General features: G+C 42.5%; 26 protein-coding genes. 15 read left to right on the top strand and 11 right to left on the bottom strand.

Going from position 1 to position 22,671, the window contains the following annotated elements:
* Positions 1-185 precede the first annotated feature (185 nt).
* The 5 genes from AC3WJC_RS08510 to ppnP all read left to right on the top strand — a co-directional run bounded on the left by AC3WJC_RS08510 (position 186) and on the right by ppnP (position 3,323).
* Positions 186-1,052 (top strand): 3-keto-disaccharide hydrolase, encoded by an 867-nt coding sequence (locus AC3WJC_RS08510; protein WP_492398654.1) that lies wholly within the window; start codon positions 186-188, stop codon positions 1,050-1,052.
* A 68-nt stretch (positions 1,053-1,120) separates the two neighbouring features.
* Positions 1,121-1,501: a ribosomal maturation YjgA family protein gene (locus AC3WJC_RS08505; RefSeq protein WP_492398653.1), complete on the top strand. Its 381-nt coding sequence runs from the start codon at positions 1,121-1,123 to the stop codon at positions 1,499-1,501.
* A complete protein-coding gene (locus AC3WJC_RS08500; protein WP_492398652.1) occupies positions 1,498-2,262 on the top strand; it encodes an oxygenase MpaB family protein in 765 nt (254 codons plus the stop codon). Before AC3WJC_RS08505 ends, AC3WJC_RS08500 begins: the two co-directional genes overlap by 4 nt.
* A gap of 80 nt (positions 2,263-2,342) precedes the next feature.
* Complete coding sequence (gene msrA, locus AC3WJC_RS08495) at positions 2,343-2,957, top strand: peptide-methionine (S)-S-oxide reductase MsrA (RefSeq protein WP_492398651.1); 615 nt, start codon at positions 2,343-2,345, stop codon at positions 2,955-2,957.
* 81 nt (positions 2,958-3,038) lie between these two features.
* A complete protein-coding gene (gene ppnP, locus AC3WJC_RS08490) occupies positions 3,039-3,323 on the top strand; it encodes a pyrimidine/purine nucleoside phosphorylase (protein ID WP_492398650.1) in 285 nt (94 codons plus the stop codon).
* A gap of 58 nt (positions 3,324-3,381) precedes the next feature.
* Here ppnP and AC3WJC_RS08485 read toward each other — a convergent pair whose 3' ends face one another.
* Together AC3WJC_RS08485 and AC3WJC_RS08480 are read right to left on the bottom strand one after the other, a co-directional pair.
* Positions 3,382-4,176 carry an SDR family NAD(P)-dependent oxidoreductase gene (locus AC3WJC_RS08485; RefSeq protein ID WP_492398649.1) on the bottom strand — a complete coding sequence of 265 codons (795 nt, stop codon included), beginning with the start codon at positions 4,174-4,176 and terminating at the stop codon, positions 3,382-3,384.
* A gap of 108 nt (positions 4,177-4,284) precedes the next feature.
* A complete protein-coding gene (locus AC3WJC_RS08480) occupies positions 4,285-4,767 on the bottom strand; it encodes a hypothetical protein (RefSeq protein ID WP_492398648.1) in 483 nt (160 codons plus the stop codon).
* A 141-nt stretch (positions 4,768-4,908) separates the two neighbouring features.
* On the opposite strand from AC3WJC_RS08480, the gene AC3WJC_RS08475 reads away from it, so the two are divergent.
* Both AC3WJC_RS08475 and AC3WJC_RS08470 read left to right on the top strand, forming a co-directional pair.
* Positions 4,909-5,415: a hypothetical protein gene (locus AC3WJC_RS08475; RefSeq protein ID WP_492398647.1), complete on the top strand. Its 507-nt coding sequence runs from the start codon at positions 4,909-4,911 to the stop codon at positions 5,413-5,415.
* A 251-nt stretch (positions 5,416-5,666) separates the two neighbouring features.
* Positions 5,667-5,885 (top strand): hypothetical protein, encoded by a 219-nt coding sequence (locus tag AC3WJC_RS08470; protein WP_492398646.1) that lies wholly within the window; start codon positions 5,667-5,669, stop codon positions 5,883-5,885.
* Positions 5,886-6,166: 281 nt separating this feature from the next.
* Here the strand turns inward: AC3WJC_RS08470 and AC3WJC_RS08465 are convergent, their stop codons facing one another.
* The 3 genes from AC3WJC_RS08465 to AC3WJC_RS08455 form a co-directional block, all read right to left on the bottom strand.
* Positions 6,167-6,970, bottom strand: coding sequence for a TIGR02757 family protein (locus AC3WJC_RS08465; protein ID WP_492398645.1), 804 nt, complete (start codon positions 6,968-6,970; stop codon positions 6,167-6,169).
* A 23-nt stretch (positions 6,971-6,993) separates the two neighbouring features.
* Positions 6,994-8,136, bottom strand: a complete 1,143-nt coding sequence (locus AC3WJC_RS08460) for a cystathionine gamma-synthase (RefSeq protein WP_492398644.1) — start codon at positions 8,134-8,136, stop codon at positions 6,994-6,996.
* Between the two features lie 133 nt (positions 8,137-8,269).
* The gene (locus AC3WJC_RS08455; protein ID WP_492398643.1) at positions 8,270-9,727 is read right to left on the bottom strand and encodes an NADP-dependent isocitrate dehydrogenase; all 1,458 of its coding nucleotides are present in this window, start codon (positions 9,725-9,727) and stop codon (positions 8,270-8,272) included.
* A 256-nt stretch (positions 9,728-9,983) separates the two neighbouring features.
* Here AC3WJC_RS08455 and AC3WJC_RS08450 point away from each other — a divergent pair, with 256 nt between their 5' ends.
* Together AC3WJC_RS08450 and purE are read left to right on the top strand one after the other, a co-directional pair.
* Entirely contained in the window at positions 9,984-11,123 is a 1,140-nt protein-coding gene (locus AC3WJC_RS08450) for a 5-(carboxyamino)imidazole ribonucleotide synthase (protein ID WP_492398642.1), read from the top strand.
* Between the two features lie 153 nt (positions 11,124-11,276).
* Positions 11,277-11,765, top strand: a complete 489-nt coding sequence (gene purE, locus AC3WJC_RS08445) for a 5-(carboxyamino)imidazole ribonucleotide mutase (RefSeq protein ID WP_492398641.1) — start codon at positions 11,277-11,279, stop codon at positions 11,763-11,765.
* Positions 11,766-11,841: 76 nt separating this feature from the next.
* Here purE and AC3WJC_RS08440 read toward each other — a convergent pair whose 3' ends face one another.
* Positions 11,842-12,405: a YqgE/AlgH family protein gene (locus AC3WJC_RS08440; protein ID WP_492398640.1), complete on the bottom strand. Its 564-nt coding sequence runs from the start codon at positions 12,403-12,405 to the stop codon at positions 11,842-11,844.
* A gap of 108 nt (positions 12,406-12,513) precedes the next feature.
* Here AC3WJC_RS08440 and pdxH point away from each other — a divergent pair, with 108 nt between their 5' ends.
* The 4 genes from pdxH (at position 12,514) to AC3WJC_RS08420 (ending at position 15,311) form a co-directional block, all read left to right on the top strand.
* A complete protein-coding gene (gene pdxH / locus AC3WJC_RS08435; protein ID WP_492398639.1) occupies positions 12,514-13,161 on the top strand; it encodes a pyridoxamine 5'-phosphate oxidase in 648 nt (215 codons plus the stop codon).
* A complete protein-coding gene (locus AC3WJC_RS08430; RefSeq protein WP_492398638.1) occupies positions 13,158-13,655 on the top strand; it encodes an NADH-quinone oxidoreductase subunit C in 498 nt (165 codons plus the stop codon). The genes pdxH and AC3WJC_RS08430 overlap by 4 nt, the downstream gene beginning before the upstream one ends.
* Positions 13,656-13,724: 69 nt before the next feature.
* Positions 13,725-14,096: a four helix bundle protein gene (locus tag AC3WJC_RS08425; RefSeq protein ID WP_492398637.1), complete on the top strand. Its 372-nt coding sequence runs from the start codon at positions 13,725-13,727 to the stop codon at positions 14,094-14,096.
* A 90-nt stretch (positions 14,097-14,186) separates the two neighbouring features.
* A complete protein-coding gene (locus AC3WJC_RS08420; RefSeq protein WP_492398636.1) occupies positions 14,187-15,311 on the top strand; it encodes an NADH-quinone oxidoreductase subunit D in 1,125 nt (374 codons plus the stop codon).
* A 62-nt stretch (positions 15,312-15,373) separates the two neighbouring features.
* Here the strand turns inward: AC3WJC_RS08420 and xylA are convergent, their stop codons facing one another.
* Positions 15,374-16,702 (bottom strand): xylose isomerase, encoded by a 1,329-nt coding sequence (gene xylA, locus AC3WJC_RS08415; RefSeq protein ID WP_492398635.1) that lies wholly within the window; start codon positions 16,700-16,702, stop codon positions 15,374-15,376.
* A gap of 30 nt (positions 16,703-16,732) precedes the next feature.
* Complete coding sequence (locus AC3WJC_RS08410) at positions 16,733-18,220, bottom strand: xylulokinase (RefSeq protein WP_492398634.1); 1,488 nt, start codon at positions 18,218-18,220, stop codon at positions 16,733-16,735.
* A gap of 115 nt (positions 18,221-18,335) precedes the next feature.
* Here AC3WJC_RS08410 and AC3WJC_RS08405 point away from each other — a divergent pair, with 115 nt between their 5' ends.
* Positions 18,336-19,373, top strand: a complete 1,038-nt coding sequence (locus AC3WJC_RS08405) for a LacI family DNA-binding transcriptional regulator (protein WP_492398633.1) — start codon at positions 18,336-18,338, stop codon at positions 19,371-19,373.
* 2 nt (positions 19,374-19,375) lie between these two features.
* Here the strand turns inward: AC3WJC_RS08405 and AC3WJC_RS08400 are convergent, their stop codons facing one another.
* Positions 19,376-20,269 (bottom strand): SMP-30/gluconolactonase/LRE family protein, encoded by an 894-nt coding sequence (locus AC3WJC_RS08400; RefSeq protein WP_492398632.1) that lies wholly within the window; start codon positions 20,267-20,269, stop codon positions 19,376-19,378.
* Between the two features lie 12 nt (positions 20,270-20,281).
* Positions 20,282-20,833 (bottom strand): sugar O-acetyltransferase, encoded by a 552-nt coding sequence (locus AC3WJC_RS08395; RefSeq protein ID WP_492398631.1) that lies wholly within the window; start codon positions 20,831-20,833, stop codon positions 20,282-20,284.
* A gap of 91 nt (positions 20,834-20,924) precedes the next feature.
* Here AC3WJC_RS08395 and AC3WJC_RS08390 point away from each other — a divergent pair, with 91 nt between their 5' ends.
* Positions 20,925-22,127 carry a DUF763 domain-containing protein gene (locus AC3WJC_RS08390; RefSeq protein ID WP_492398630.1) on the top strand — a complete coding sequence of 401 codons (1,203 nt, stop codon included), beginning with the start codon at positions 20,925-20,927 and terminating at the stop codon, positions 22,125-22,127.
* Here the strand turns inward: AC3WJC_RS08390 and AC3WJC_RS08385 are convergent.
* Positions 22,119-22,652 (bottom strand): DUF4142 domain-containing protein, encoded by a 534-nt coding sequence (locus tag AC3WJC_RS08385; RefSeq protein ID WP_492398629.1) that lies wholly within the window; start codon positions 22,650-22,652, stop codon positions 22,119-22,121. The two genes, AC3WJC_RS08390 and AC3WJC_RS08385, sit on opposite strands and share 9 nt — an antisense overlap.
* Positions 22,653-22,671: the final 19 nt, after the last annotated feature.

The following is a 22,671-nucleotide window of genomic DNA, read 5'->3' as shown; positions in this document are numbered from 1 at the left end:
CCTAATACCCTCACATAGCAGTTTATACATCTACCTATAACTACTATGCTATGCCCGCGGTTTGTGCTTGAACCGCGGTGCATGCATGGGAGTTTACAAAACCGAACTGTTAATATAACACCATGTTTTGGTAAAATACTTATGCTATATCCTGCTAATTTAAGGCCATCAATAAACCTTAAATAATGAAGCATACTTACTATTTGTTTACCGCCCTGATAATTGTTTTCTCCACCTCTTTTACTGTTGACAATGGCTGGGTGCCCTTGCTGGATGCTAAACTGAGCAAGTGGGAAACCTACCTGAGCTATCGCCATAAAAACGGTTATAAAGGCGATATGCCGCTTGATGAGAAAGGCAAGCCGGTTAAACCGATAGGCTACAATAAAGATAAAACTGGTGTATTCACTATTGATAAAAGCAGCCGCGAACCGGTACTACATGTAAGCGGTGAAATATACGGTTGCCTGTACACAAAGCAATCATTTAAAAACTACCATTTAAAGCTGATGGTGAAGTGGGGCGATAAAAAGTGGGTACCACGGTTAGATGAACCGAAGGATTCGGGCATTATATATCACTCTAATGGCCCGGCCGGGGTTGATTACTGGCGGTCGTGGATGTTAGGACAGGAATTGCAAGTAATGGAAGGCGGCTGCGGCGATTACTGGTGCATTGCATCCTCCGCAGGTTATATAACCACTAAGAAAACACCCGCTAAAAAAGATACCATGGTGTATGACCCTGCCGGTGTAAAAACCTTTATGGGGGCCGGTAATAATTTTGTACAGCAAAGCCATAACTATGAAAAGCCGAACAACGAGTGGAACACACTTGAACTGATATGCTTTGGCGATAAAAGCGTACACATACTCAATGGCCATGTGGTTATGGCCCTGAGCGGATCGTCATACAAAGATGGTAATGCCTACAAACCCCTCACCGCCGGCCGCCTGCAAATACAGAGCGAAGCTGCCGAGGTTTATTACAAGGATATCTATATAAAATCCATTAAAGCGCTGCCCGATCAGTATAAACAGTATTTCAAATAGGCATGGTGATTAAAAGTTGACCGATATAATTATTTTTATTTACTTTGTATTTAAAAGTACTTTTTAATATGAAATTTAATATTGGTTATTTCTTACTATTCTTATTACTGTTTGCAATAGAATGCCTGATAGCCATTTACATGCATGATGCCATCATTCGGCCCTATGGCGGCGATTACCTGGTGGTTATGCTGGTGTATTGCCTGGCAATGGCTTTTGTAAACAAACCGCCGGTAAAGGTGGCCCTGGCTTCGCTCCTTTTTGCTTATCTGGTTGAGTTTAGCCAGTATCTTAATCTTGGGGTACGGCTCGGTCTTGGTCATTCAAAGCTGGCCATGACGGTTATAGGCTCCTCATTTAACTGGATAGATATGCTGGCCTACACGCTGGGCGCTATAACCATAATTATTATTGAACTATTAAGATCACCAAGAAATACAGCTTTATGAGCACAAAAACATTTGTAGCCAAACATTCTATAGTGCGCCAGATATGGGGCAATGCCGATACCGTACTGTTTATTTTTGCCGGTGCCGCCGCCGAGTTCGCACTCAATAAGGCGGTAGATTGGTTATATTATACCGGGCGGTTGCCCGCTGATCCGTTAGACAGGTTGTTCTCAACCGTTGCCTACTCCCGCTCCATAATTTTCGCTGATGAAGATGCGGCACTGCAAGCCATCAGTAAAATCACCGCGATACATCAGGGCGTTGAAAAAAGCCGTAGCGCGCAAATACCTGATTGGGCTTACCGCGATGTGCTTTTTATGCTGATTGATTATTCCATCCGTTCGTATGAATTGCTGCAGAGAGCGCTAAATATCCGCGAAAAGCAGGAAGTATTTGATGTTTTCTATCGCATGGGGCAACACATGGGCCTGAAACAACTACCGGATAGTTATGCGGAATGGCTGCTTGCCAGGCAGCAGCACCTGCAGCAAAACCTCATTAAAAGTAACTTTACCATTGATCTGTATAAGCAATACCGCAAGCACCTTGGCTTTTTGCGTTATCAGCTTGTACTGGGTGTGCAATATGTGCTGGTACCAACCCTTGTTAAACAGATGCTCTCGCTAAACAACAGATGGTGGATCAAGCCTGTATTGTTGATTTACAAAAAACTCAAGCATATTAATCTGGCTGAAATAGCAAAAGGTTTACTGCTTCCTGTTAAATACAAGCGGCAGATCGCCCAGTTGAATATTAAGTAAGTGTCTGCCATTTGTCATACTCATAAACCGGTAAACTAAATTGCCCGGCGCATCGTAAATGTGTTAAACAATTTATTTTGATGAAGAAGTTAATTATAAATACCCTAACGGTGATCGTGGTATTATTTACCGCAGTTACTACCAACGCTAAACCTAAGCCTACAACTGAAAAGGCCACTTTTGGTATGGGCTGCTTTTGGTGTACCGAAGCTATATTTCAGCAATTAAAAGGCGTAAAAAAAGTTGAATCCGGTTATTCGGGAGGTACGGTGGCTAATCCGACTTATGAAGATGTTTCTTCTGGAGAAACCGGCCATGCCGAGGTGATCCAGGTTACCTTTGACCCTGCCGTTATCAGCTATAAGGATTTGCTTGAAGTTTTCTGGAAAATGCATGATGCTACTAGCCTTAACCGCCAGGGTGCGGATGTGGGCACACAATACCGCTCGGTTATATTTTACAGCAATGCCGACCAAAAAGTGTTAGCCGAAAAATATAAGAAAGAACTGAACGACCAAAACGCGTTTGGTAAACCGGTAGTTACACAAATCGCTCCGCTTAAAAACTTTTATAAAGCTGAAGATTATCACCAGAATTACTATAAACTGAATGGCTCAAAACCATACTGCCGCATAGTAATTAAACCTAAGATGGATAAACTGGAAAAGATATTTAAAGCGAAGCTGAAGCAATAAGGGGCATATTGCCCATTTTAGTAACACTTGTACGGCATATCATATATTATTTACATATTGGCTTTAATTTATATAAATAATATGATACAGATTAACGAATATTTTGAGGGCTCAGTTAAGTCGCTGGCTTATACATCAGCCGAAGGCAAATCAACCATAGGGGTTATTGAACCGGGCGAATATGAGTTTGGCACCTCACAGCACGAAACAATGCAGGTAATAGAAGGCGAACTGCATGCCTTGCTGCCCGGCAATGTTGAAAGTTGGCAGGCTTACACAGCCGGTCAGTCTTTTGAGATTGAAGCAAACCGGCAATTCAAGATAAAAGCAGCTACCCAGGTATCGTACTTGTGTAAATACAGATAATAAAAAACGCCGTTTCTATTTTGGAAACGGCGTTTTTTGTTTAGAGGAATTTCTCCGGTTATATAATCAGTTTGGCTACTCCCCCGTCGGCACGCAGAGCGGTACCATTAGTGGCTGAAGAGAGCGGACTTGCTACGTAGGCTACCAAATTGGCTATCTCGTCTACATCGGCAAAGCGTTGTATTATTGAAGACGGACGGGCTGTTTTAAAGAAGTCGCGCTCAGCATCTTCAAAAGTAACCCCCTTGCCTTTCGCTAACTGCCCAACAAACTCGCTTACGCCTTCAGATTTTGTTGGTCCGGGTAAAACAGAATTTACCGTAACATTGGTGCCCTTGGTTAGTTCAGCCAGGCCACGGCTTATAGTGAGTTGGGCGGTTTTGGTGGTGCTGTAGTGAATCATCTCTTCCGCCACATTAATACCCGACTCGCTGGAAATAAAGATGATACGTCCCCAGTTTTTCTTTAGCATTTTAGGGAAGTAATGCCTTGAAAGCCTTACACCGCTCAATACATTTACCTCGAAAAACCGCATCCATTCATCATCTGTTATTTCTTCAAAAGGCTTGGGCTCAAAAATGCCCGCGTTATTAACCAGTATATCTACCTCATCGATCTCTTTAAACAAGGCATCAACCTCAGCCACTTTTGAAAAATCAGCCGCCACGCCTTTTACGTCAGCACCTTCAACTTCCTTTTTTAGTTTAATGATGGCCTCATCAATACGCTGCCGGCTGCGGCCGTTTATGATAACTGAAGCACCTTCAATAAGTAACCGTTTTGCTATGGCATAACCTATGCCTTGTGTTGAACCGCTTACCAAAGCGGTTTTTCCTTTTAGTTGCAAATCCATCGTGTATATTAATTTATACGCCTTTCATCAGGCAAAGCAAGTTAGGCTATGTTTAACAAAACCATGTTAACCGAGTGTAAAACCTTGTTTAGTTAACCTCTGCGTATGTTATTCGCAGTTAACTTTTTCATAAACAACGCTGTAATCAGCTTTAGAATCCGTTTGTTCGCGCCCGCTTTTGGCATTTACTTTATATGGTTTTTGCGTTAGCTTATCGCCGGGGAAGTTAAACTCAACGGCCATGGTATCTTTAGTTCCTTCCTGCATGTAAGTCCATACGGCTTTAATAACGTTTCCGTCCTGTGTGCCTTCCAGCGTGCCTTTACGAGCGTCTTTTTCCTTGGGCAGCCACTGCATATCACCGGTAACTTTGTTGCCATCAATCATTAAATGAATTTTGGTGCTATCCTGTTTCTTAGTGCCTTCGGTGTGTAAAAAGCATATATGGCCGGGTGCTGCCGTTGTTTGCGCAGTTGTATCATTTGCCGCGCTGTCAGCGGCTATACTATCTGCTGTTTTGGTGTTAGGGTTTGAATTACAGGCCGCGAATATAACGGCGATGCCCAAAATTTGGAATGGTTTAATATTCATTTGAATAGTATTGAGTTTGTAGAGATACAAATTACCGCTGATAAATGTTCTTATGTGCTAATAACTTTTAATTCGGCATTAATTGTTTTTTGGCACAATTATAGCAAGGGTTAATACAAATAATTTAAAAGAAATAATATTATGAAAAGAGTAAGTTTAATAGCATTGGCAGTGAGCGCGACATGTGCGTTTGGCTATGCAAAAGTTACGACAGATCAGAACAACCATAACAACCGTATTGCAACAGCTTATTACCAGGTTGATGGTATGCAGCAAGATACTGTACCGACAACTAAAAAGGGTACTAACAAACAGGTTAAGCCAAGTACAACTACTCCTGGAACAACCCCGGTAAATCCGGCTAACCCTAACCCGGGCAGCCCGAATACAAACCCTGTAAACCCGGCTAACCCTACAGCACCAACAACTACGCCGAACACAACACCTTCAACCAGTCCGACTCCGGTGCCTAACAACCCGACGAGTCCGACTACGCCTCCGGCAACCAGTCCAACAACACCAACTACCAGTCCGACTACTTCGCCAACAACCAGTCCGACCACGCCAACAACTTCACCAACAGGTACCGGTAGTGGTATGGGTACAGGTACTACCACAGGAACCGGCGGAATGTCACCTCAAAAATAATTTGATATTCTATAGCCAAAAAGCGGTGTTTGCACTTAATGCAGGCACCGCTTTTTAGCTATAAAAGTTGCACGTTCAGGCGTTGAAAGATAACAACAATTAGTTATGATGTTAAAAAACAAGTATTGTGCATAAAAAACAATATAAAAATGTAAAAAACTATTCTTTTGTTTAATACAAAGGGTTATGTTTGTTTTTAACAAATAACGTCAGTATAGACATTTACTTAGTAAAACAAATTAAATCTAATTATGGCAACAAAAAGCGAAGGCGCAATCACAGCCTATTCAGTAAAAACCAAAACCAAAAACGTTCCTATCGTTGATCCGGTAATCGACATAAAAGCCGGCCGTTACATTGCAACCGGTAAAGATAAAGACGGTAACAAACTTGCCGCTATATTGGGTAAGGCTAAGGCTGAAGAACACATTAAAAACGGTGCAGCCAAAAAAGGTACCGGCTGGGAATAATATTTATTTCTGATAACACACCTTATAAAAATGCCTGCATTTATGCGGGCATTTTTTGTTTACGTGCTTTTATTACAATAGATCGATTTAGCTATTCTTTAAAATAAAAGACACATTGAAAATGTGCCTTTATTATTAGGTTTGCGATTGGATTTGCGATGTAAAGATGCATAAAATGGCTCTTATTTACAATAAGTTAATATTGTAAATTATTAACACTGCACATTATAAATCCTTATTTAGCTTCATATCAATCAATTGGATTGTTAACAAGCCTGTTTCTAAAATTTTTCCTCTATTCCTAATCCAAAAAGCGCGAAATCATATTTTACCGGATCGTCGGCATCAAATTCCTTTAATTTATCGGTAAGCTCAACAGCAGTTTGCCAGTCAGTTTGCTTACGGTTAATAAGAAGTAATTTGCGGGCTACCCTGTCTACATGTAAATCACAAGGGCATATTAAGTCTGCCGGTTTAATACGGTTCCAGATGCCAAAATCAACACCACAATCATCCTTACGCACCATCCAGCGCAAAAACATGTTCAGCCGCTTACAAGTTGATTTTTGTAAGGGTGAGGACACATGTTTTTTAGTACGATGCGGGTAATCAGGTAATGAAAAAAAGTATGACCGAAAATGGTTTAAAGCCTTTTCCGCATTCCAATCAGTTGAACCGGCGGGCATAAAAGCGTCCTCAAGAGAAACAAAACGTTCATAATGCTGCCTGAAAAAGGCTATAAAATACAGCGTATCTATATCGTTAAACGTACGGTGCTTAAAGCTGAGCAGCTTTTTCAAGTCAGGCTCCTCATGGTTTATAATAAAATCATACGGCGCGCCATCCATCAGGCTGATCAACTCCTTGCATTTTTTAATAATGGTTACCCTTTGCCCCCAGGCCAGGGTTGCCGCCCAAAACCCCATTATCTCCATATCCTGTTGCTTGGTAAACATATGTGGTATGCTCACCGGGTCAGGTGCAATAAACTCGGGACGATTATATTGGGCAACTTTAGTGTCGAGGAAAACTTTTAGCCCCCCTTCCCCCTGAAGGGGGAGTTTTTGAAACTTGCTTTTGAGCATAAATTAGAGTTCCCCTTTAGGGGTTAGGGGTTTAGTGCTTGTTTTAAATCATCCAGTAAATCATCAATATCCTCTACCCCTACGCTCAGGCGTAACAGGCTATCCACAACACCAACTTTTTCACGCACCTCTTTAGGGATGGAGCCATGCGTCATGGTAGCCGGGTGATTGATCAGTGATTCTACACCGCCCAATGATTCGGCCAAAGAGAATAGCTTGAATGAAGACGCGATTTTAAAGGTATCTTCTAACGTAGCATCTTTTAGGGTGATGGATATCATGCCGCCAAAATCGCGCATCTGCTTTTTAGCGACTTCATGCCCTGGGGCATCCTCAAAACCCGGCCAGTATATTTTACCTACTTTCGGATGATCCTTTAAAAACTCAGCTACTTTACGGCCGTTTTCGCAATGGGCTTTCATGCGCAGGTGCAGGGTTTTTATACCGCGTAATACCAAAAAGCTATCCATCGGTCCTGGTGTGGCACCACAGGCATTGTATATAAACCAAAGTCTTTTGTACAAATCCTCATCATTCAGCATCAGTGCACCCATTACCACATCCGAATGGCCGCCAATGTATTTGGTTACCGAATGCATAACGATATCGGCACCCAGGTCAATCGGGTTTTGCAGGTATGGCGAAGCGAAGGTATTATCAACTACCAGTTTAACATTTTTCTCTTTGGCTATCTTACCAACGGCTTCAATATCCACTATTTGCATAGTTGGGTTGGTTGGTGTTTCCACCCATATCAGTTTGGTATTATCGTTAATATAATTGCAGATGTTCTCCGGATCGGCAAAGCTGATAAAATGAAACTTGATACCATAGTTAGCGAATATCTTAGTAAAGATGCGGTATGAGCCACCATACAGATCATCGCCTGTAATCACCTCATCACCCGGTTGCAGCAACTTCATCACCGCATCTGTCGCACCCATACCACTTGAAAACGCAAGACCATATTTAGCATTCTCCAGTGCTGCTAAACAATCCTCCAACGCCTTGCGTGTCGGGTTTGTACCACGTGAATATTCAAACCCCTTGTTATCACCAGGCGAAGCCTGCCAGTAAGTGGAGGTTTGGTATATCGGCGTCATAATGGCACCTGTAGTCGGATCGGGCTCCTGCCCTGCATGTATTGCTTTGGTTGCGAATTTCATATTATTGAATTTGTATGTTCACCATTGAGGTTTGTACTTCATGGTGTTAGTTTTTAAAAGTAATAAAATCCGTATTACTCCCTAAACAAAAAATGCCGGTGATTAGCCGGCATTCTCTTATATGATATTTAAATTACTGTCCTTGTGCTAATGAGTAGCCTGGTTTTCCATCAAATATAGTCAGCATCTCTGTTGAACATACCCGGATGCTATCAGATAATTCAGCCGCGATAGCAAATACATCACGAGGTGTTAAAGTTGTACCATCAGTTTTTTCGTAACGGATACGTGATTGGTTAACCAACTCGGTAAATATAGATCCGGTAGGCCATACCTGTGTACCACGGTTTGATATCATTACCAGCTTGAATTTGTCGTTCAGTTTTGATTTGGCTATTTCCGCAATTTCAGCAGGCTGTAAGCCCGTTTCAATAAAAATATCTACACCCTGAATTTCTTTGGTAATATTAGGCGCAGTATCTGTTATTTTGTTTTGTGCAGGTTTGGTAATCGGCTTGCGTATCTCAAAATTAGGTTGCGCTACTATGCTGCCATTAGCAGGTACCTGGCCTAAATTAGCAATAATGGCCTCGGCAAAACCTTGTGTATTTACTGATTGGGTTGAGCGGTCGCCAAAATCACCAGTATGTATGCCTTGTTCAAGCGTATAAAGCAATGAATTTTCAATTGAAGCGGCATGTTCCATTAAACCCAGGAAGCGAAGCATAGAAATACCGGATAGCAATAAAGCGGTAGGGTTAGCTATACCACGACCGGCAATATCAGGCGCGGTGCCATGTACAGCTTCAAATATGGAGATGTTGTCACCAATATTAGCTGAGGGCGCAAAGCCTAAACCACCAACCAGGCCTGCACAAAGGTCAGACACGATATCACCCTGTAAGTTGGTTAATACGATGGATTCAAATAATTCCGGACGTGAAACCAGTTTCATGCACAGGTCATCAACAATAATGTCTGATACTTCAATCTGCGGGTATTCTTTGGCTATCTCATAAAAGGTTTCCAAAAATATACCGTCAGTAAGTTTCATGATGTTGGCTTTGTGGCCGCAAGCCAGTTTTTTCAAACCTTTGCGCTTAGCCATTTCAAAAGCATAGCGTATAACTTGTGCCGACCCCGGGCGTGTTATAATACGGCGGCCTACGGCAACATCATTTGTTAACATGTGCTCAATACCACCATAAGTATCTTCAATATTTTCGCGGATGATGGTGATGTTGATATTCATACCTGCTTTTGAAAACACCGTATCAACACCGTTAAGCGTGCGGAAATCGCGCTGATTAGCATAAGTGTTCCATACCTTACGGGCGGTAACATTTATGCTTTTAACACCTTTGCCTTTTGGGGTTTCCATAGGGCCTTTAAACAAAATACCCAAAGTTTCAATCGTAGCTTTCGCCTGTTCGGTCATCCCGGTTGAGTGCCCTGCATCAAAGTATGATTTGCCCATTTCAACAAATTCATAATCTAATTCCACGTTTGCCGCGTTAAATATTTTTAATACGGCGTCCATTATTTCCGGTCCTATACCGTCGCCATTGGCTACTGCTATTTTTGTCCTCATTGAGTATTATTTAAATGTTCAAACAACTTATTTAAAAAACGCTGCAAATATAGCGCTTTTAAAGCTTTGTTTTAAGCTTGAACAGTCAAATTAGTATAAGGTTTGGGCTGTTTAGGTTAAGATTGTATCATACTTTGCCACCGATAGTTAATATCCACTAAATAATTATTTTCATAAAACTTATGGCTTAGTAAAGAGACGAAGACCAATAAGGACTTTTACACCTTAACTAAAATGCGTTTATTTGCAGGTAACAATGAAAGCATTTTACGGCGATTTAAAATTAGGGATACTGGGCGGCGGCCAGCTTGGGCGTATGTTGATACAACAGGCTATAAACTACAATGTTACGGTTAAGGTGCTCGATCCTGACCGTGAGGCACCATGCCGCAAACTGTGTGAAGAGTTTACGGTAGGCTCGCTTAGCGATTACGCAACTGTTTATAATTTTGGCAAAAAAGTTGACCTGCTGACCATCGAAATTGAAAAGGTAAATGTTGACGCTTTGGAGCAACTGGAGCGCGAAGGCGTACTGGTTTATCCGCAATCGCGCGTGATCAGGCTGATACAGGATAAAGGCTTACAAAAGCAATTCTTTAAAGAGAACGATATCCCAACCGCTGAATTTCAAGTTATTTCATCGCCCGAGCAATTAAAGAACAGCGTAATACCGTTTCCATACATACAAAAACTCCGTAAAGATGGTTATGATGGCAAAGGAGTATATAAGGTAGTAGGCGAGGATGATCTTGCCGGTGCCTTTACCGAACCAAGTTTGGTTGAGCGCTGGGTTGATTTTGAGAAAGAGATTGCCGTAATAGTTGCCCGTAATGAAAGCGGCGAGATCAAAACCTTCCCGATGGTGGAGATGGAGTTTAATCCGCAAGCCAACCTGGTAGAGTTTTTAATTGCCCCCTCTACCCTTTCCTTTGAGATACAGCAGGAAGCCGAACAGATAGCTAAAAAAATAGCCGATGATTTAAAGATAGTTGGTTTGTTAGCCGTTGAGATGTTTTTAGATAAGAGCGGAAAGATACTGGTTAATGAGTTGGCGCCACGCCCGCACAACAGCGGCCATCAAACTATTGAGGGCAACACCGTGTCGCAATTCGAACAGCATCTTCGTGCCATATTCAATCAGCCGCTTGGTGATACCGCTTGCCTAAATAACGCTATTATGATCAATGTGTTAGGCGAGCCCGGCCACGAAGGTCCGGCAGTTTATCAGGGGATTGAAAAGGTATTGAAATGCGCGGGGGTAAATATTCATTTATATGGAAAAGCCCTAACCAAGCCTTTTCGTAAGATGGGCCACGTAACCATTGTTGATACTGACCGTGAACAAGCTATAGAAAAAGCACGATTTGTGCAGAAGACGTTGAAGGTTATTTCATAGGGCTAATTAAACGCTCTTACCTTTAAGTCATCAATATAGAGACTACATGATCGGAACTTTATTTAGTTTAATTTTAATCGTTTCCTTATTTATAGGAGTAGGTTTTGGATTAATTTTTCTGATCAAAAAAATCATGTATAAGAAGAAATAAATATGAATCCCCAAATAGGAATAATTATGGGCAGCAAATCAGATCTTGGCGTAATGCAGGATGCTGCCGATGTGCTTAAAGAATTAGGCGTTGCTTATGAGATCACCGTGGTATCTGCTCACCGTACACCTGATCGTATGTTCAATTACGCTAAAGAGGCCGCGGGTCGTGGTATTAAGGTGATAATAGCCGGTGCCGGTGGTGCCGCGCATTTACCGGGTATGGTAGCTTCATTAACGCATCTGCCTGTTATCGGTGTTCCGGTAAAATCAAGTAATTCTATTGATGGCTGGGATTCTATACTATCCATCCTGCAAATGCCAAACGGTATTCCGGTTGCTACAGTAGCCCTTAACGCGGCAAAAAATGCGGGCTTGTTAGCAGCTCAGATCATCGGCATAGCAAATGAAACCGTTACCAATAACCTGATCGCTTACAAACAGGAACTTGCCAATAAGGTAGAAGAATCCGCAAGGGAGATGGAAGGTTAACCCCTACTAAATCTTCTCCAAAGGGAAAAACTTGCTGATATTAAAGCCCTCCCTTACGGGGAGGGTTGGGCGGGGTTCAGTTCAACGATGGATTTTCAGGAAAGTTGGCAATGTGCGCGTAACGGTTGCCAAGGTTAATAACCACCTCACGCCACAGGTTATGTTCGCTGTTGGCAAAAATCAGGTCGGCATCAAAACGATTGGCTACTATCCAGGTATCTTCTATCAGTTCCGCGTCTAACTGCCCTGGTGTCCAGCCTGAATATCCGGCAAAAAATTTGATTTCGCTTTCATCTAACTGATAGCCATTTATCAGTTGCTTCACTTCTTCAAAATCGCCTCCCCAAAAAATATTGTCCCATATCTCAATACCGCCTGAAATTTTTTGCGGGCAGCGATGTATAAAATGCAGTGTATTTTTAGCGACCGGCCCACCTTCATAAACAGGCAATTCGGAATAAAATACTTCTGGCATTATATCGCCAAGCATCATTTCGGTCTGGTGATTTAGTACAAAACCCATCGCTCCTTCTTCTGAGTATTCGGTCAACAATATTACTGATCGTTTAAAGTTGGGGTCCATCATAAAGGGCTCTGATATTAATAACCGCCCTGCCGCTGCTGATATAGTATTAAGCATAAGGTTTATATTTACTTAATTATTTAACAATATTTGCCTGTTAATGTTCGTGCACTAAATTACATTATAACTGTATGTACGGTTTAATAAATTTGTAAGTTTGCATTGATGGATAACGAACGGATACAAAATTTACGTCAGGAATACAGTGCCGCAACTTTAACGGAAGACAGCACTAATGAAGACCCTATAAAACAGTTTGATAAGTGGTTTAATGAAGCCCTTGCTGCTGAAATGCACGAACCCAACGCCATGACACTGGCCACGGCCACGCATGACGGCCGGCCATCGGCACGCATAGTATTGTTAAAAGGTTATAATACGGATGGTTTTAAGTTTTATACTAATTACCTGAGCCGCAAGGGTCGCGAAATGGCCAAAAATCCTTTAGCATCATTAGTGTTTTTTTGGGGGCCTTTAGAGCGGCAGATCCGTATTGAGGGTACGATCGAGAAGCTGAATAAAAATGAATCTGAAGCTTATTTTCATTCACGTCCAAAACTAAGCCAGATTGGTGCCGTAGCATCTCCGCAAAGCCAGGAAATTGAAAGCCGCGATGTTTTAGAAAGCAAAATGCGCCAGTTAGAGGCCGAATATGAAAACAAAGATGTGCCTAAGCCATCGCACTGGGGTGGTTATGTTTTAAAACCTACACTGATAGAATTTTGGCAGGGCCGCCGCAGCCGTTTGCACGACCGTATAGTTTACAAAAAGACCGACAAAAAAAGCTGGAAAAAAGTTCGCATAGCACCATGACGTTTGATGATATAAAGGATTTATTGGTAGCTAAACTTGGAGCCGGTGTTATTGCTGGTGAAGAACGTACCGGCATGCAACCCGCTTTATTAATTACCCCGAATAGTATTGTTGATGTGTGCCGCGAACTGCGCGACAACCCAAAAACATACTTCGATTTTCTATCGAGCCTGAGCGGGGTTGATTACGGGGTTGAATCGGGTAGGTTTGGCGTGGTTTATCATTTGGCATCAATCCCCTATCGCCTGCAACTTACATTAAAAGTTAGTATTGAACACGATAGAAACAGCGACGAATTACCCGCCGTTAAAAGCGTATCAAACGTTTACCGCACTGCCGATTGGCACGAGCGTGAAGCATACGATCTGTTAGGTATTTATTTTGAAGGCCACCCTGATCTGCGTAGAATACTCCTGCCTGATGACTGGGAAGGTTACCCTTTAAGAAAAGACTACAAAGCCGCTGAATATTATAAGGGCATCAAGATAGATTAAGCGAAATCTCGAATTTCGAATGTTCAATTTCGAAATTGACTTGTTGTAGACTAATGTAATTATGCTAAAATGGATAAAGTAGAGTTACAAAACCGTACTAAGAAATTTGCGGTCGACATCATGAAATTTTGTAGTGAATTACCAAATTTGCGTGCGGTTAATATTCTTGTTAATCAGTTATTACGTAGTTCGTCTTCAGTTGGAGCAAATTATCGTTCTGCCTGCAAAGGTAAATCAACGGCAGACTTTATAAACAAAATAGTGATTGTTGAAGAAGAGGCTGACGAATCAATCTATTGGCTGGAACTCTTAGAAGAATGCGGCTTAGTTAGTAATGATAAGTTATGTAAGTTGAAAGCCGAAGCAAGGGAACTAACTGCTATTTTTACAGCTATAGGTAAAACAGCAAAAGAAAATCAGCAGCGTAATAAAAACAAATAAATATATTCGAAATTGAACATTCGAAATTCGAAATATGAAGATGCTTTAAATAGGTATCATCAAAAAATAGCTCAGGCGGCTACGGAAGACATGATTTTAAATGTCGGGCCGCAGCATCCGTCAACACATGGTGTTTTGAGGCTGGAGTTGATAACCGACGGTGAGATAGTTAAGGAAGTTATACCGCATTTAGGCTATCTGCACCGTTGCTTTGAAAAACATGCGGAAAGCCTTACCTATCAGCAAACTATACCATTTACTGACAGGATGGATTACCTGGCATCTATGAATAATAGCCATGTTTGGGTAATGGGTGTTGAACGTATGATGGGCATTGATAAGGAAATACCTAAACGTATCGAGTATATCCGTGTTTTGGTATGTGAGCTAAACCGCATTGCCTCGCACCTGATCGCTATTGGTACCTATGGTATTGATATCGGTGCCTTTACGCCTTTCCTGTGGTGCTTTCGTGACCGTGAACATATTATGGGTTTGCTGGAGTGGGCATCAGGTTCGCGCATGCTATACAATTACATTTGGGTTGGAGGCTTGTTTTACGATCTGCCGGTTGGCTTTGAGGAACGCTGCCTCGAGTTTATTGAGTATTTTAAGCCAAAAATGGTTGAGCTTAATCAATTACTTACCGATAACCAGGTGTTTATTGAGCGTACCGCCAACGTAGGCGTATTACCTATGGATGTGGCCTTAAACTATGGCTGCTCAGGCCCTATGTTGCGGGGTTCAGGGTTAAAATGGGATTTAAGGCGTATAGATAATTACTCTGCTTATCCCGAACTGGATTTTGATATACCAGTTGGTAAGGGTGAGATGGGTACACTTGGCGATTGCTGGGACCGCTATAAGGTTCGTGTGGATGAAATAGCTGAATCAGTAAAAATTGTGGAGCAATGTATTGAGCGCCTGCTGAAGGAGTTAAAACGCACACCTGATTTTGATCCTCGTGCAAAGCTTCCCCGTAAAATTACACCCAAGGCGCAGGATTACTACATGCGCGGCGAAGGTGCTAAGGGCGAACTGGGTTTTTATTTTATTGCCGATGGCAAGTCGGAAGTACCGTTCCGAGCCAAATCACGCGGACCGAGCTTTAATAACCTTTCGGTATTGCCAGAGATTGCCAAAGGTGTAATGATCGCCGATTTAATAGCCATTATTGGCTCGATAGATTTTGTGTTAGGCGAAGTAGACCGATAGACAATAAAAAAAGCCCTGTACAGCAATACTGCACAGGGCTATCATCAAACACACTTAAAAAATTAGATGTAACGATTGATCAGGTTTTCCAGGTACTCCTGTTTTCCGCTGATTACTTGGGGCTCACCGTTTTCAGCAGCATAATTTCTTAGCTCTTCTAACGATAGTTTACCTTCTTCATATTCTTTACCCTTACCGCTGTCAAACGAAGCATAACGTTCTTCACGGATCTTTTTGTAATCTGATTTTTGAAGGATATTGTCAGCCGTGATCAACGCGCGGGCGAATAGATCCATACCGCCAACATGTGCGTAGAACAGATCAGCAGGATCAGTTGAGTTACGGCGGATCTTGGCATCAAAGTTTATGCCCCCACCCTGGAAACCACCGCCTTCAAGAATGATCAGCATAGATTCAGTCAGTTCGTTAATATCATTCGGGAACTGGTCAGTATCCCATCCATTCTGGTAATCGCCGCGGTTAGCATCTATTGAGCCTAACAAGCCCGAATCAACGGCAACCTGCAACTCATGCTGAAAGGTATGGCCGGCCAGTGTAGCATGGTTTACTTCCAGGTTCAGTTTAAAATCATTCAGCAGATCATATTTCTGCAAAAAGCCTAACACGGTAGCCGCGTCATAATCATACTGGTGCTTGGTTGGCTCGCAAGGTTTAGGTTCAATAAAGAAAGTACCTTTAAAGCCTTGTTTACGGGCATAATCCTTCGCGGTATGTAAAAAGCGTGCGAAATGCTCCTGCTCGCGTTTCATATCTGTGTTAAGCAAGGTCATGTAACCTTCGCGGCCACCCCAGAATACATAGTTTTCTCCACCTAAAGCGATGGTAGCATCTAAAGCGGCTTTAACCTGTGCTGCACCATGTGCCAGTACATGAAAATCAGGATTGGTTGATGCACCATTCATGTAACGTTTGTGGCTAAACAGGTTTGCCGTGCCCCAAAGCAATTTTACACCGCTTTCAGCCTGCTTTTGCTTAGCGTATTCAACAAGTGCCTGTAAACGGCGGTCGTTCTCATTAATATCGTTGGTATAATCAACCACATCAACATCATGAAAACAATAGTAAGGCAGGTTCATTTTAGTGATGAATTCAAATGCCGCGTCCATTTTATCTTTCGCGCGTTCAACCGCGTCTGCTTTCTCATCCCACGGAAAAACGTGTGTAGCACCGCCAAACGGATCGCCGCCATTACCTACAAAAGAGTGCCAGTAAGCACATGCGAATCGTAAATGATCCTTCATCGTTTTACCTGCAACCACACGATCAGCTTCGTACCACCTGAACGCTAAGGGATTGTCGGATTCTAATCCTTCAAACTGTATCTGGCCAATGCCTTTAAAAAACTCTTTGTTTCCTGTTACTATGCCCATTGATTATTGTATTTTAAATTAATAATTGATTTAATTGATCGTGGCTATCTTGCTTCCCAACAGCGCTTTCCACTCCTGATAAATTTGTTCCATGTTATGGCCTGATTGCGGTTCAACGCGTTTGATAACCTGCATGCCTGTAAACGCTTCTTCCGCTGATTTAAATATTCCTGCCCCAATACCGGCCCCTAATGCCGCGCCTGCACTGCCATCATTGCTGTAGAGTTCAACAGCTACACCAGTCACATTCACAAATACCTGGGTAAACAGGTCACTTAAAAACAGATTGCTTTTTCCGGCACGAATAACGGTCGGGTTCATGCCATTACCGCGCATGATATCCAAACCATATCTGAAAGAGCAGGCTATCCCTTCCTGCACGGCCCTGAATATATGGCCGCGGGTATGTATGTTAAAGTCGATATCGTTAAAATGCGCGCCAACCAATTTGTTGTTAAGCATACGTTCGGCACCATTACCAAAAGGCAATACCCGCAGGCCATTGCTGCCTTCGGCTATTTGTTCAGCCTCGGCATTCATTTGCGGATAGCTTAAAGTAGCTCCAAACATTTTTTTAGCCCAGCTATACATGCTGCCGGTGCCATTAATACAAAGCAGTATGCCTAAACGCTTTAACTCATCGCTGTAATTAACATGTGCAAAGGCATTTACGCGTGATTGCTGATCGTATTCCAAACTATCAGTTACGCCATAAATAACGCCCGATGTACCCGCTGTCGCAGCAACCTCGCCCGGATCAAGCACGTTAAGTGATAGCGCGTTGTTGGGCTGATCGCCGGATTTATAAGTTACAGGTATACCTGCAGGAATATCAAGTTCGCTGGCAATACGCTCACTTACTACACCATGTGATGAAAATACCAGGTGCACCGGCGGAAACAACTTGTCATCAAAACCAAAATATTCTTTTACCTCTTTTGATAGCTGTTCGTTCTTAAAATCCCAGAATATACCTTCGGATAAAGCGGATACTGATGTAGTAACCTCCCCTGTCAGCTTCATGGCAATGTAATCCCCCGGAAGCATGATCTTATCTATCTTGCTGTAAATATCCGGTTCGTTCTGTTTAACCCAAGCCAGTTTTGACGCGGTAAAGTTACCTGGTGAATTAAGCATGTTGGCCAGGCAAACATCTTCGCCTATGGCTTCAAAGGCTTCATCGCCAATATTCACCGCACGGCTATCGCACCATATAATACTGTCTCGCAATACATTCTGATCTTTATCTACCAATACCAAACCATGCATTTGGTAGGCAATACCTATAGCTGCTATCTGTCCCGGCTCATACTTACCGGTGGCATGGCATTTAGCCAAAGCCAGCTTTACATGCTTCCACCACATTAATGGATCCTGCTCAGCCCAACCGGGTTTTATAGATTTTATCGGTGATTCTTCATCCGGATATTGAGCGGCGGCAAGCACTTTTTGGGTACCCGAGTTAACAATACAAACTTTTATAGATGAGGTGCCTATATCAATACCTAATAGCAGCATGTTTAGCAGGATTATAATGGTTGTGGTTATAAGTTATATTAAGCAACGAATTTAAAGTTATTTTTTATAAATGCAATCGATTGCACAAAAATATATTATTTACATTTAACCAACCATGAAAGCCAAAAAGAGAACGACCATATACGATATTGCTGAAAAGCTTAATATTACTGCGTCATCCGTATCGCGGGCGCTTAATAATAGCAGCCATGTAAATGAGGAAACCAAGAAACTGGTTTTAAAAACCGCGGCCGAACTTAATTATAAGCGTAATATACTTGCATCCAACTTACGGAAAGGGGAATCAAAAACTATTGGCATTGTTGTTCCACGTATTAATCAGAACATATTTTCAAATGTTATAGCCGGTATTGAGGAAACCACCTACAGTAAGGATTATAACCTGATCATCTGCCAGTCGAACGAATCGCACGAAAAGGAAGTAAAATCAGTTAATGCGCTTATTAACCAGCACGTTGATTGCATTGTTATATCAGTTGCAGCCGAAGGCAGTGATTACTCTCATCTGCAAAATGTGATTGACCATGGCATCAAGCTGATCCAGTTTGACCGTGTGGCTGACGAACTTGAAACCCTGAAAGTATTAAATGATAATTACCAGGCATCCTTAGAGGGCATAACCCACATGATTGAACAGGGCTATAAGCGTATTGCTTTGCTCGAAGGTCCTCAAAACCTCGATATATTCAGGCAGCGTAAACTGGGTTACCTGGAGGCGCTAAAATTGCATAACCTGCCGGTTATTGATGAACTCATCATTGAAAATGCATGGACAAAAGAACTTGGTGCCGAGGCTACACGGGAGTTGCTGAATATACCCGAACCACCCGACGCGATATTTGCTTCAACGTCTGACTTTTCGGCACTGGGCGTTTTAGAGGTAGCAACCTCAATGGGCATTAAGGTTCCTTCTGAATTGGGTATTTTAGGTTATTCTAACGAGCCTTTTACAGAAATGACCAGCCCATCAATCACCACAATAGACCAGTTTAGCCACTACATGGGCAAAACCATCGCCAATTTATATTTTCAGGAGTCGGAAAATAAAGAATCGCCTGTGGTGCCGCGAACAATCAGTGTTAAGCCGAAGCTCATTATCCGCGCGTCAACCTCCAGGCGATCTTATCAATAAACTTACTGGCCCTTTACATTCATTTTTAAGGTATATATACCTTTTGACGCGGTGATGAAAAGCACATCCCGGTTTTTACCGGCAAAGGTAACATTGCCTGTCCATTGTTCGGGGATGGGTATGTTAAACAATTTTTCGCCCTGCGGATTGTATACCGTTACTCCTTTACCGGTAAGGTAAATGTTGCCCTGGTTATCCAATGTCATCCCGTCCGATCCTTGTTTAATTAGCAACACCCGGTTGGTTAATGAACCATTCTTCTCAATGTTAAAGCGATAAGTTTTATTATCCCCTATATCGGCAACGTATAAATATTTACCATCGGCATTACCTACAATACCATTCGGTTGTTTAAACTGGTCGTTAGCAACAACCGCCTGTTTGCTGCCTTTTTTCAGAAAGTAAAGTTTTTCGCCATCCAGTTCAGATGATTTATGCAGCCAGTAATCACGCTGGTAATACGGATCGGTAAAATACAGATCACCGTTAGGCAGCACCCAACCGTCATTCGGGCCGTTAAAGCGTTTGCCATTAAAGTTGGAAAGCAATACTTCGTGCCCGCCCTTTTTATCAATTACCCATAATTCATTCTTTTCATCGGCACAAGCTAACAAGCGGCCCTTATTATCAAAGAATAAACCATTGCTCCGGCCGGTTTTATCCATAAATACGGTGAGTTTGCCATCGGCGCTATACTTCCATATCTTGTCATTGGGCTGGTCGGTAAAATATACGTCGCCATTCTTATCTGTAGCCGGGCCTTCGGTAAATTCAAACTGACGTGATACCAATGCCGGTTTTTGCGTGGTATCATATAAAGGCTTCTGCTGCGCCATAGTTACCAGCGGACTTGTGATAGATAATGCACTGATAAATAGTAAAATGATTTTCTTCATATCAAGTTTAGTTTAAAGGTTTTTAATTACCCGGCAAGCATTTCCGGCTGCAAAAACATTAGCGGGTACATCCTTGGTTACCACACTGCCAGAACCTATGGTAGTATTATCGCCAATGGTAACTCCCGGACAAATTATGGCTCCCCCGCCTATCCATACATTATTACCAATGGTGATGGGTTTGGCAAGTTCAGGCCCTTTTATACGCTCTTCGGCTATCAACGGATGAGTAGCGGTGTACACTTGTACGTTAGGGCCAAACTGTACATTATCACCTATGGTCACCAGGGCGCAATCCAATATTATGCAGTTAAAGTTCATGAATAAGTTATCGCCGGCAATAATATGGGTTCCATAATCACAATAAAACGGCGGCTGTATATCAATGGTTGAGCATTTGCCTAAAAGCTGTTTTAATACTGCTGTTTTTTCTTCCATTGGCGATGCTATCATTTGGTTATATTGATGCATAAGTTGCCGGGCTCGTGTACGCATTTCGGTTAACTCAATATCGGCAGCAACATATAGCTCTGCGTCGAGCATTTTTTGGAGTTCGGTTTTCATTGCATGCTAATATATGTATTTGGCGTATCGCATAAATAATTGAACAACAATATTACTTTAATCAGGTTAAATAAATACTAAATTTGTTAGTATGAAACATTCCGGTAACGCTGATTTGCCCCTTCACTATGGTTATGTACCTGTTTGGCTTGCCGAGCGTATGGCTAAACTTGGTTTGGCCATAGTTGAAAACATTGTGGCTGATTATGGTAAGCATGAAGTTGTACGCCGTTTAAGCGATCCGTTCTGGTTTCAAAGCCTGGGTGCTGTGATGGGTATGGACTGGCATTCATCAGGCATTACCACTTCTGTAATGGGTGCATTGAAAAGGGCTGTGAATCCTTTAAGCCGGGATTTGGGCATATACATTTGTGGCGGTAAAGGCAAACACTCCACCAATACACCTGCCGAATTATTAAAAGTGTGCGAAACCACCGGGCTTAATGGTAACGAGCTGATACGCTACAGCAAATTAAGCGCTAAGATTGATAACACAGCCGTTCAGGATGGCTTTCAACTGTATACACATAATTTCATTTTAACTGATGATGGCCGGTGGTGTGTGGTACAGCAAGGTATGTGTGCTGATACTAAAACCGCAAGGCGTTACCACTGGCACTCACAGCAATTGCCATCATTTATTAACGATCCGCATACGGCTATTTATGGGCAAAATGCCGGTTACATCCTCAATCTTGCGGATAGCACAGCGGCTCCATCCCGCGACGGCATTATGCATATAGCAGCCGAAAAGCCGGAATTAATGCTGAAGGAGATCAAGCGCCTGGTTATGCCGGCTCATCATGATGTTCGCGCTGAGAACGTAGATATGAAACGTCTGGGTAGTTTGTTATGGCTGGCACATGAAAAACAACCGGCGGATTTTGAGGAATTACTTTTACTACAAGGGCTTGGCCCCCGCACGCTGCAATCATTAGCTTTAGTGAGCGAAGTGATCCACGGCACACCGTCACGGTTCAAAGATCCGGCCCGCTTTTCATTTGCACATGGCGGTAAGGATGGGCATCCGTTCCCGGTACCTACCAAAGTTTATGACGAAACCATCAGCGTGTTACAAAATGCTGTGCAGCGTTCAAAACTGGGCAATAACGATAAAAACGAAGCTATAAAGAGATTATCAAAAATTGCAGCGAACGCCGAGAAAGACTTTACCGCCAACGCTGACTTTGAAAAGGTGATAGAACGGGAACGGCGAGAATCGTGGAAGTATGGCGGCCGTACCGTATTTAGTAAGGAACGGCCGCCTATGCAGCAACAGCTTAAATTATTTTAAACTGGCGCTTATATTTTTTGCAGAATCAAGATGTGCCTTTAATTCAGCTATATGTTTATTGGCAAATTTATTAACCGATACTATCCGGATGCTTGAACCGCTGCTGTAAAGCTTTACCGCTTCTTCATGGTCTTTAACCATCATATCTATATACTTACGGTCAAACTCTACGCCTGTATTTTTAGCCAGTTCGGCTATCGCCTGTTGCTTTTTTAGGCTGATGGTATCATTAGTTGAGATCAGGTTGCGGTTCTCTAGATTTTTTAGATCCTCATTCACCGCGTTGTGCTGTTCAACAAGCATGGTAGCAAACTTAACCACACGTGGGTTTTTTGAAGTGGTTTTAGCAATGTTAGATGCCTCAACCTCTGCAATGCCCGATTCGGCCGCGTTACGGATAAAGGCAAGCGCGTCATCATCAACGGAAACCTGCTGGTTATAGTTATTAGCTTTACGCTTATCCTTACATGCCTCTGTACCAATTAATACTGATAATAATAAACCCGCGGCAAGTGCTCTTCTCATGGTATAAATTGTATATCTA

It is taken from the genome of Mucilaginibacter sp. FW306-07-L, assembly GCF_058782065.1.
This window is presented reverse-complemented; position numbering and strand designations above follow the sequence as displayed.

Excerpts from the sequence above, each read along its gene's own strand:
- AC3WJC_RS08510 (WP_492398654.1), top strand. The coding sequence starts at position 186 with ATGAAGCATACTTACTATTTGTTTACCGCCCTGATAATTGTTTTCTCC.
- AC3WJC_RS08505 (WP_492398653.1), top strand. The coding sequence starts at position 1,121 with ATGAAATTTAATATTGGTTATTTCTTACTATTCTTATTACTGTTTGCA.
- AC3WJC_RS08500 (WP_492398652.1), top strand. The coding sequence starts at position 1,498 with ATGAGCACAAAAACATTTGTAGCCAAACATTCTATAGTGCGCCAGATA.
- msrA (WP_492398651.1), top strand. The coding sequence starts at position 2,343 with ATGAAGAAGTTAATTATAAATACCCTAACGGTGATCGTGGTATTATTT.
- ppnP (WP_492398650.1), top strand. The coding sequence starts at position 3,039 with ATGATACAGATTAACGAATATTTTGAGGGCTCAGTTAAGTCGCTGGCT.
- AC3WJC_RS08485 (WP_492398649.1), bottom strand. The coding sequence starts at position 4,176 with ATGGATTTGCAACTAAAAGGAAAAACCGCTTTGGTAAGCGGTTCAACA.
- AC3WJC_RS08480 (WP_492398648.1), bottom strand. The coding sequence starts at position 4,767 with ATGAATATTAAACCATTCCAAATTTTGGGCATCGCCGTTATATTCGCG.
- AC3WJC_RS08475 (WP_492398647.1), top strand. The coding sequence starts at position 4,909 with ATGAAAAGAGTAAGTTTAATAGCATTGGCAGTGAGCGCGACATGTGCG.
- AC3WJC_RS08470 (WP_492398646.1), top strand. The coding sequence starts at position 5,667 with ATGGCAACAAAAAGCGAAGGCGCAATCACAGCCTATTCAGTAAAAACC.
- AC3WJC_RS08465 (WP_492398645.1), bottom strand. The coding sequence starts at position 6,970 with ATGCTCAAAAGCAAGTTTCAAAAACTCCCCCTTCAGGGGGAAGGGGGG.
- AC3WJC_RS08460 (WP_492398644.1), bottom strand. The coding sequence starts at position 8,136 with ATGAAATTCGCAACCAAAGCAATACATGCAGGGCAGGAGCCCGATCCG.
- AC3WJC_RS08455 (WP_492398643.1), bottom strand. The coding sequence starts at position 9,727 with ATGAGGACAAAAATAGCAGTAGCCAATGGCGACGGTATAGGACCGGAA.
- AC3WJC_RS08450 (WP_492398642.1), top strand. The coding sequence starts at position 9,984 with ATGAAAGCATTTTACGGCGATTTAAAATTAGGGATACTGGGCGGCGGC.
- purE (WP_492398641.1), top strand. The coding sequence starts at position 11,277 with ATGAATCCCCAAATAGGAATAATTATGGGCAGCAAATCAGATCTTGGC.
- AC3WJC_RS08440 (WP_492398640.1), bottom strand. The coding sequence starts at position 12,405 with ATGCTTAATACTATATCAGCAGCGGCAGGGCGGTTATTAATATCAGAG.
- pdxH (WP_492398639.1), top strand. The coding sequence starts at position 12,514 with ATGGATAACGAACGGATACAAAATTTACGTCAGGAATACAGTGCCGCA.
- AC3WJC_RS08430 (WP_492398638.1), top strand. The coding sequence starts at position 13,158 with ATGACGTTTGATGATATAAAGGATTTATTGGTAGCTAAACTTGGAGCC.
- AC3WJC_RS08425 (WP_492398637.1), top strand. The coding sequence starts at position 13,725 with ATGGATAAAGTAGAGTTACAAAACCGTACTAAGAAATTTGCGGTCGAC.
- AC3WJC_RS08420 (WP_492398636.1), top strand. The coding sequence starts at position 14,187 with ATGATTTTAAATGTCGGGCCGCAGCATCCGTCAACACATGGTGTTTTG.
- xylA (WP_492398635.1), bottom strand. The coding sequence starts at position 16,702 with ATGGGCATAGTAACAGGAAACAAAGAGTTTTTTAAAGGCATTGGCCAG.
- AC3WJC_RS08410 (WP_492398634.1), bottom strand. The coding sequence starts at position 18,220 with ATGCTGCTATTAGGTATTGATATAGGCACCTCATCTATAAAAGTTTGT.
- AC3WJC_RS08405 (WP_492398633.1), top strand. The coding sequence starts at position 18,336 with ATGAAAGCCAAAAAGAGAACGACCATATACGATATTGCTGAAAAGCTT.
- AC3WJC_RS08400 (WP_492398632.1), bottom strand. The coding sequence starts at position 20,269 with ATGAAGAAAATCATTTTACTATTTATCAGTGCATTATCTATCACAAGT.
- AC3WJC_RS08395 (WP_492398631.1), bottom strand. The coding sequence starts at position 20,833 with ATGAAAACCGAACTCCAAAAAATGCTCGACGCAGAGCTATATGTTGCT.
- AC3WJC_RS08390 (WP_492398630.1), top strand. The coding sequence starts at position 20,925 with ATGAAACATTCCGGTAACGCTGATTTGCCCCTTCACTATGGTTATGTA.
- AC3WJC_RS08385 (WP_492398629.1), bottom strand. The coding sequence starts at position 22,652 with ATGAGAAGAGCACTTGCCGCGGGTTTATTATTATCAGTATTAATTGGT.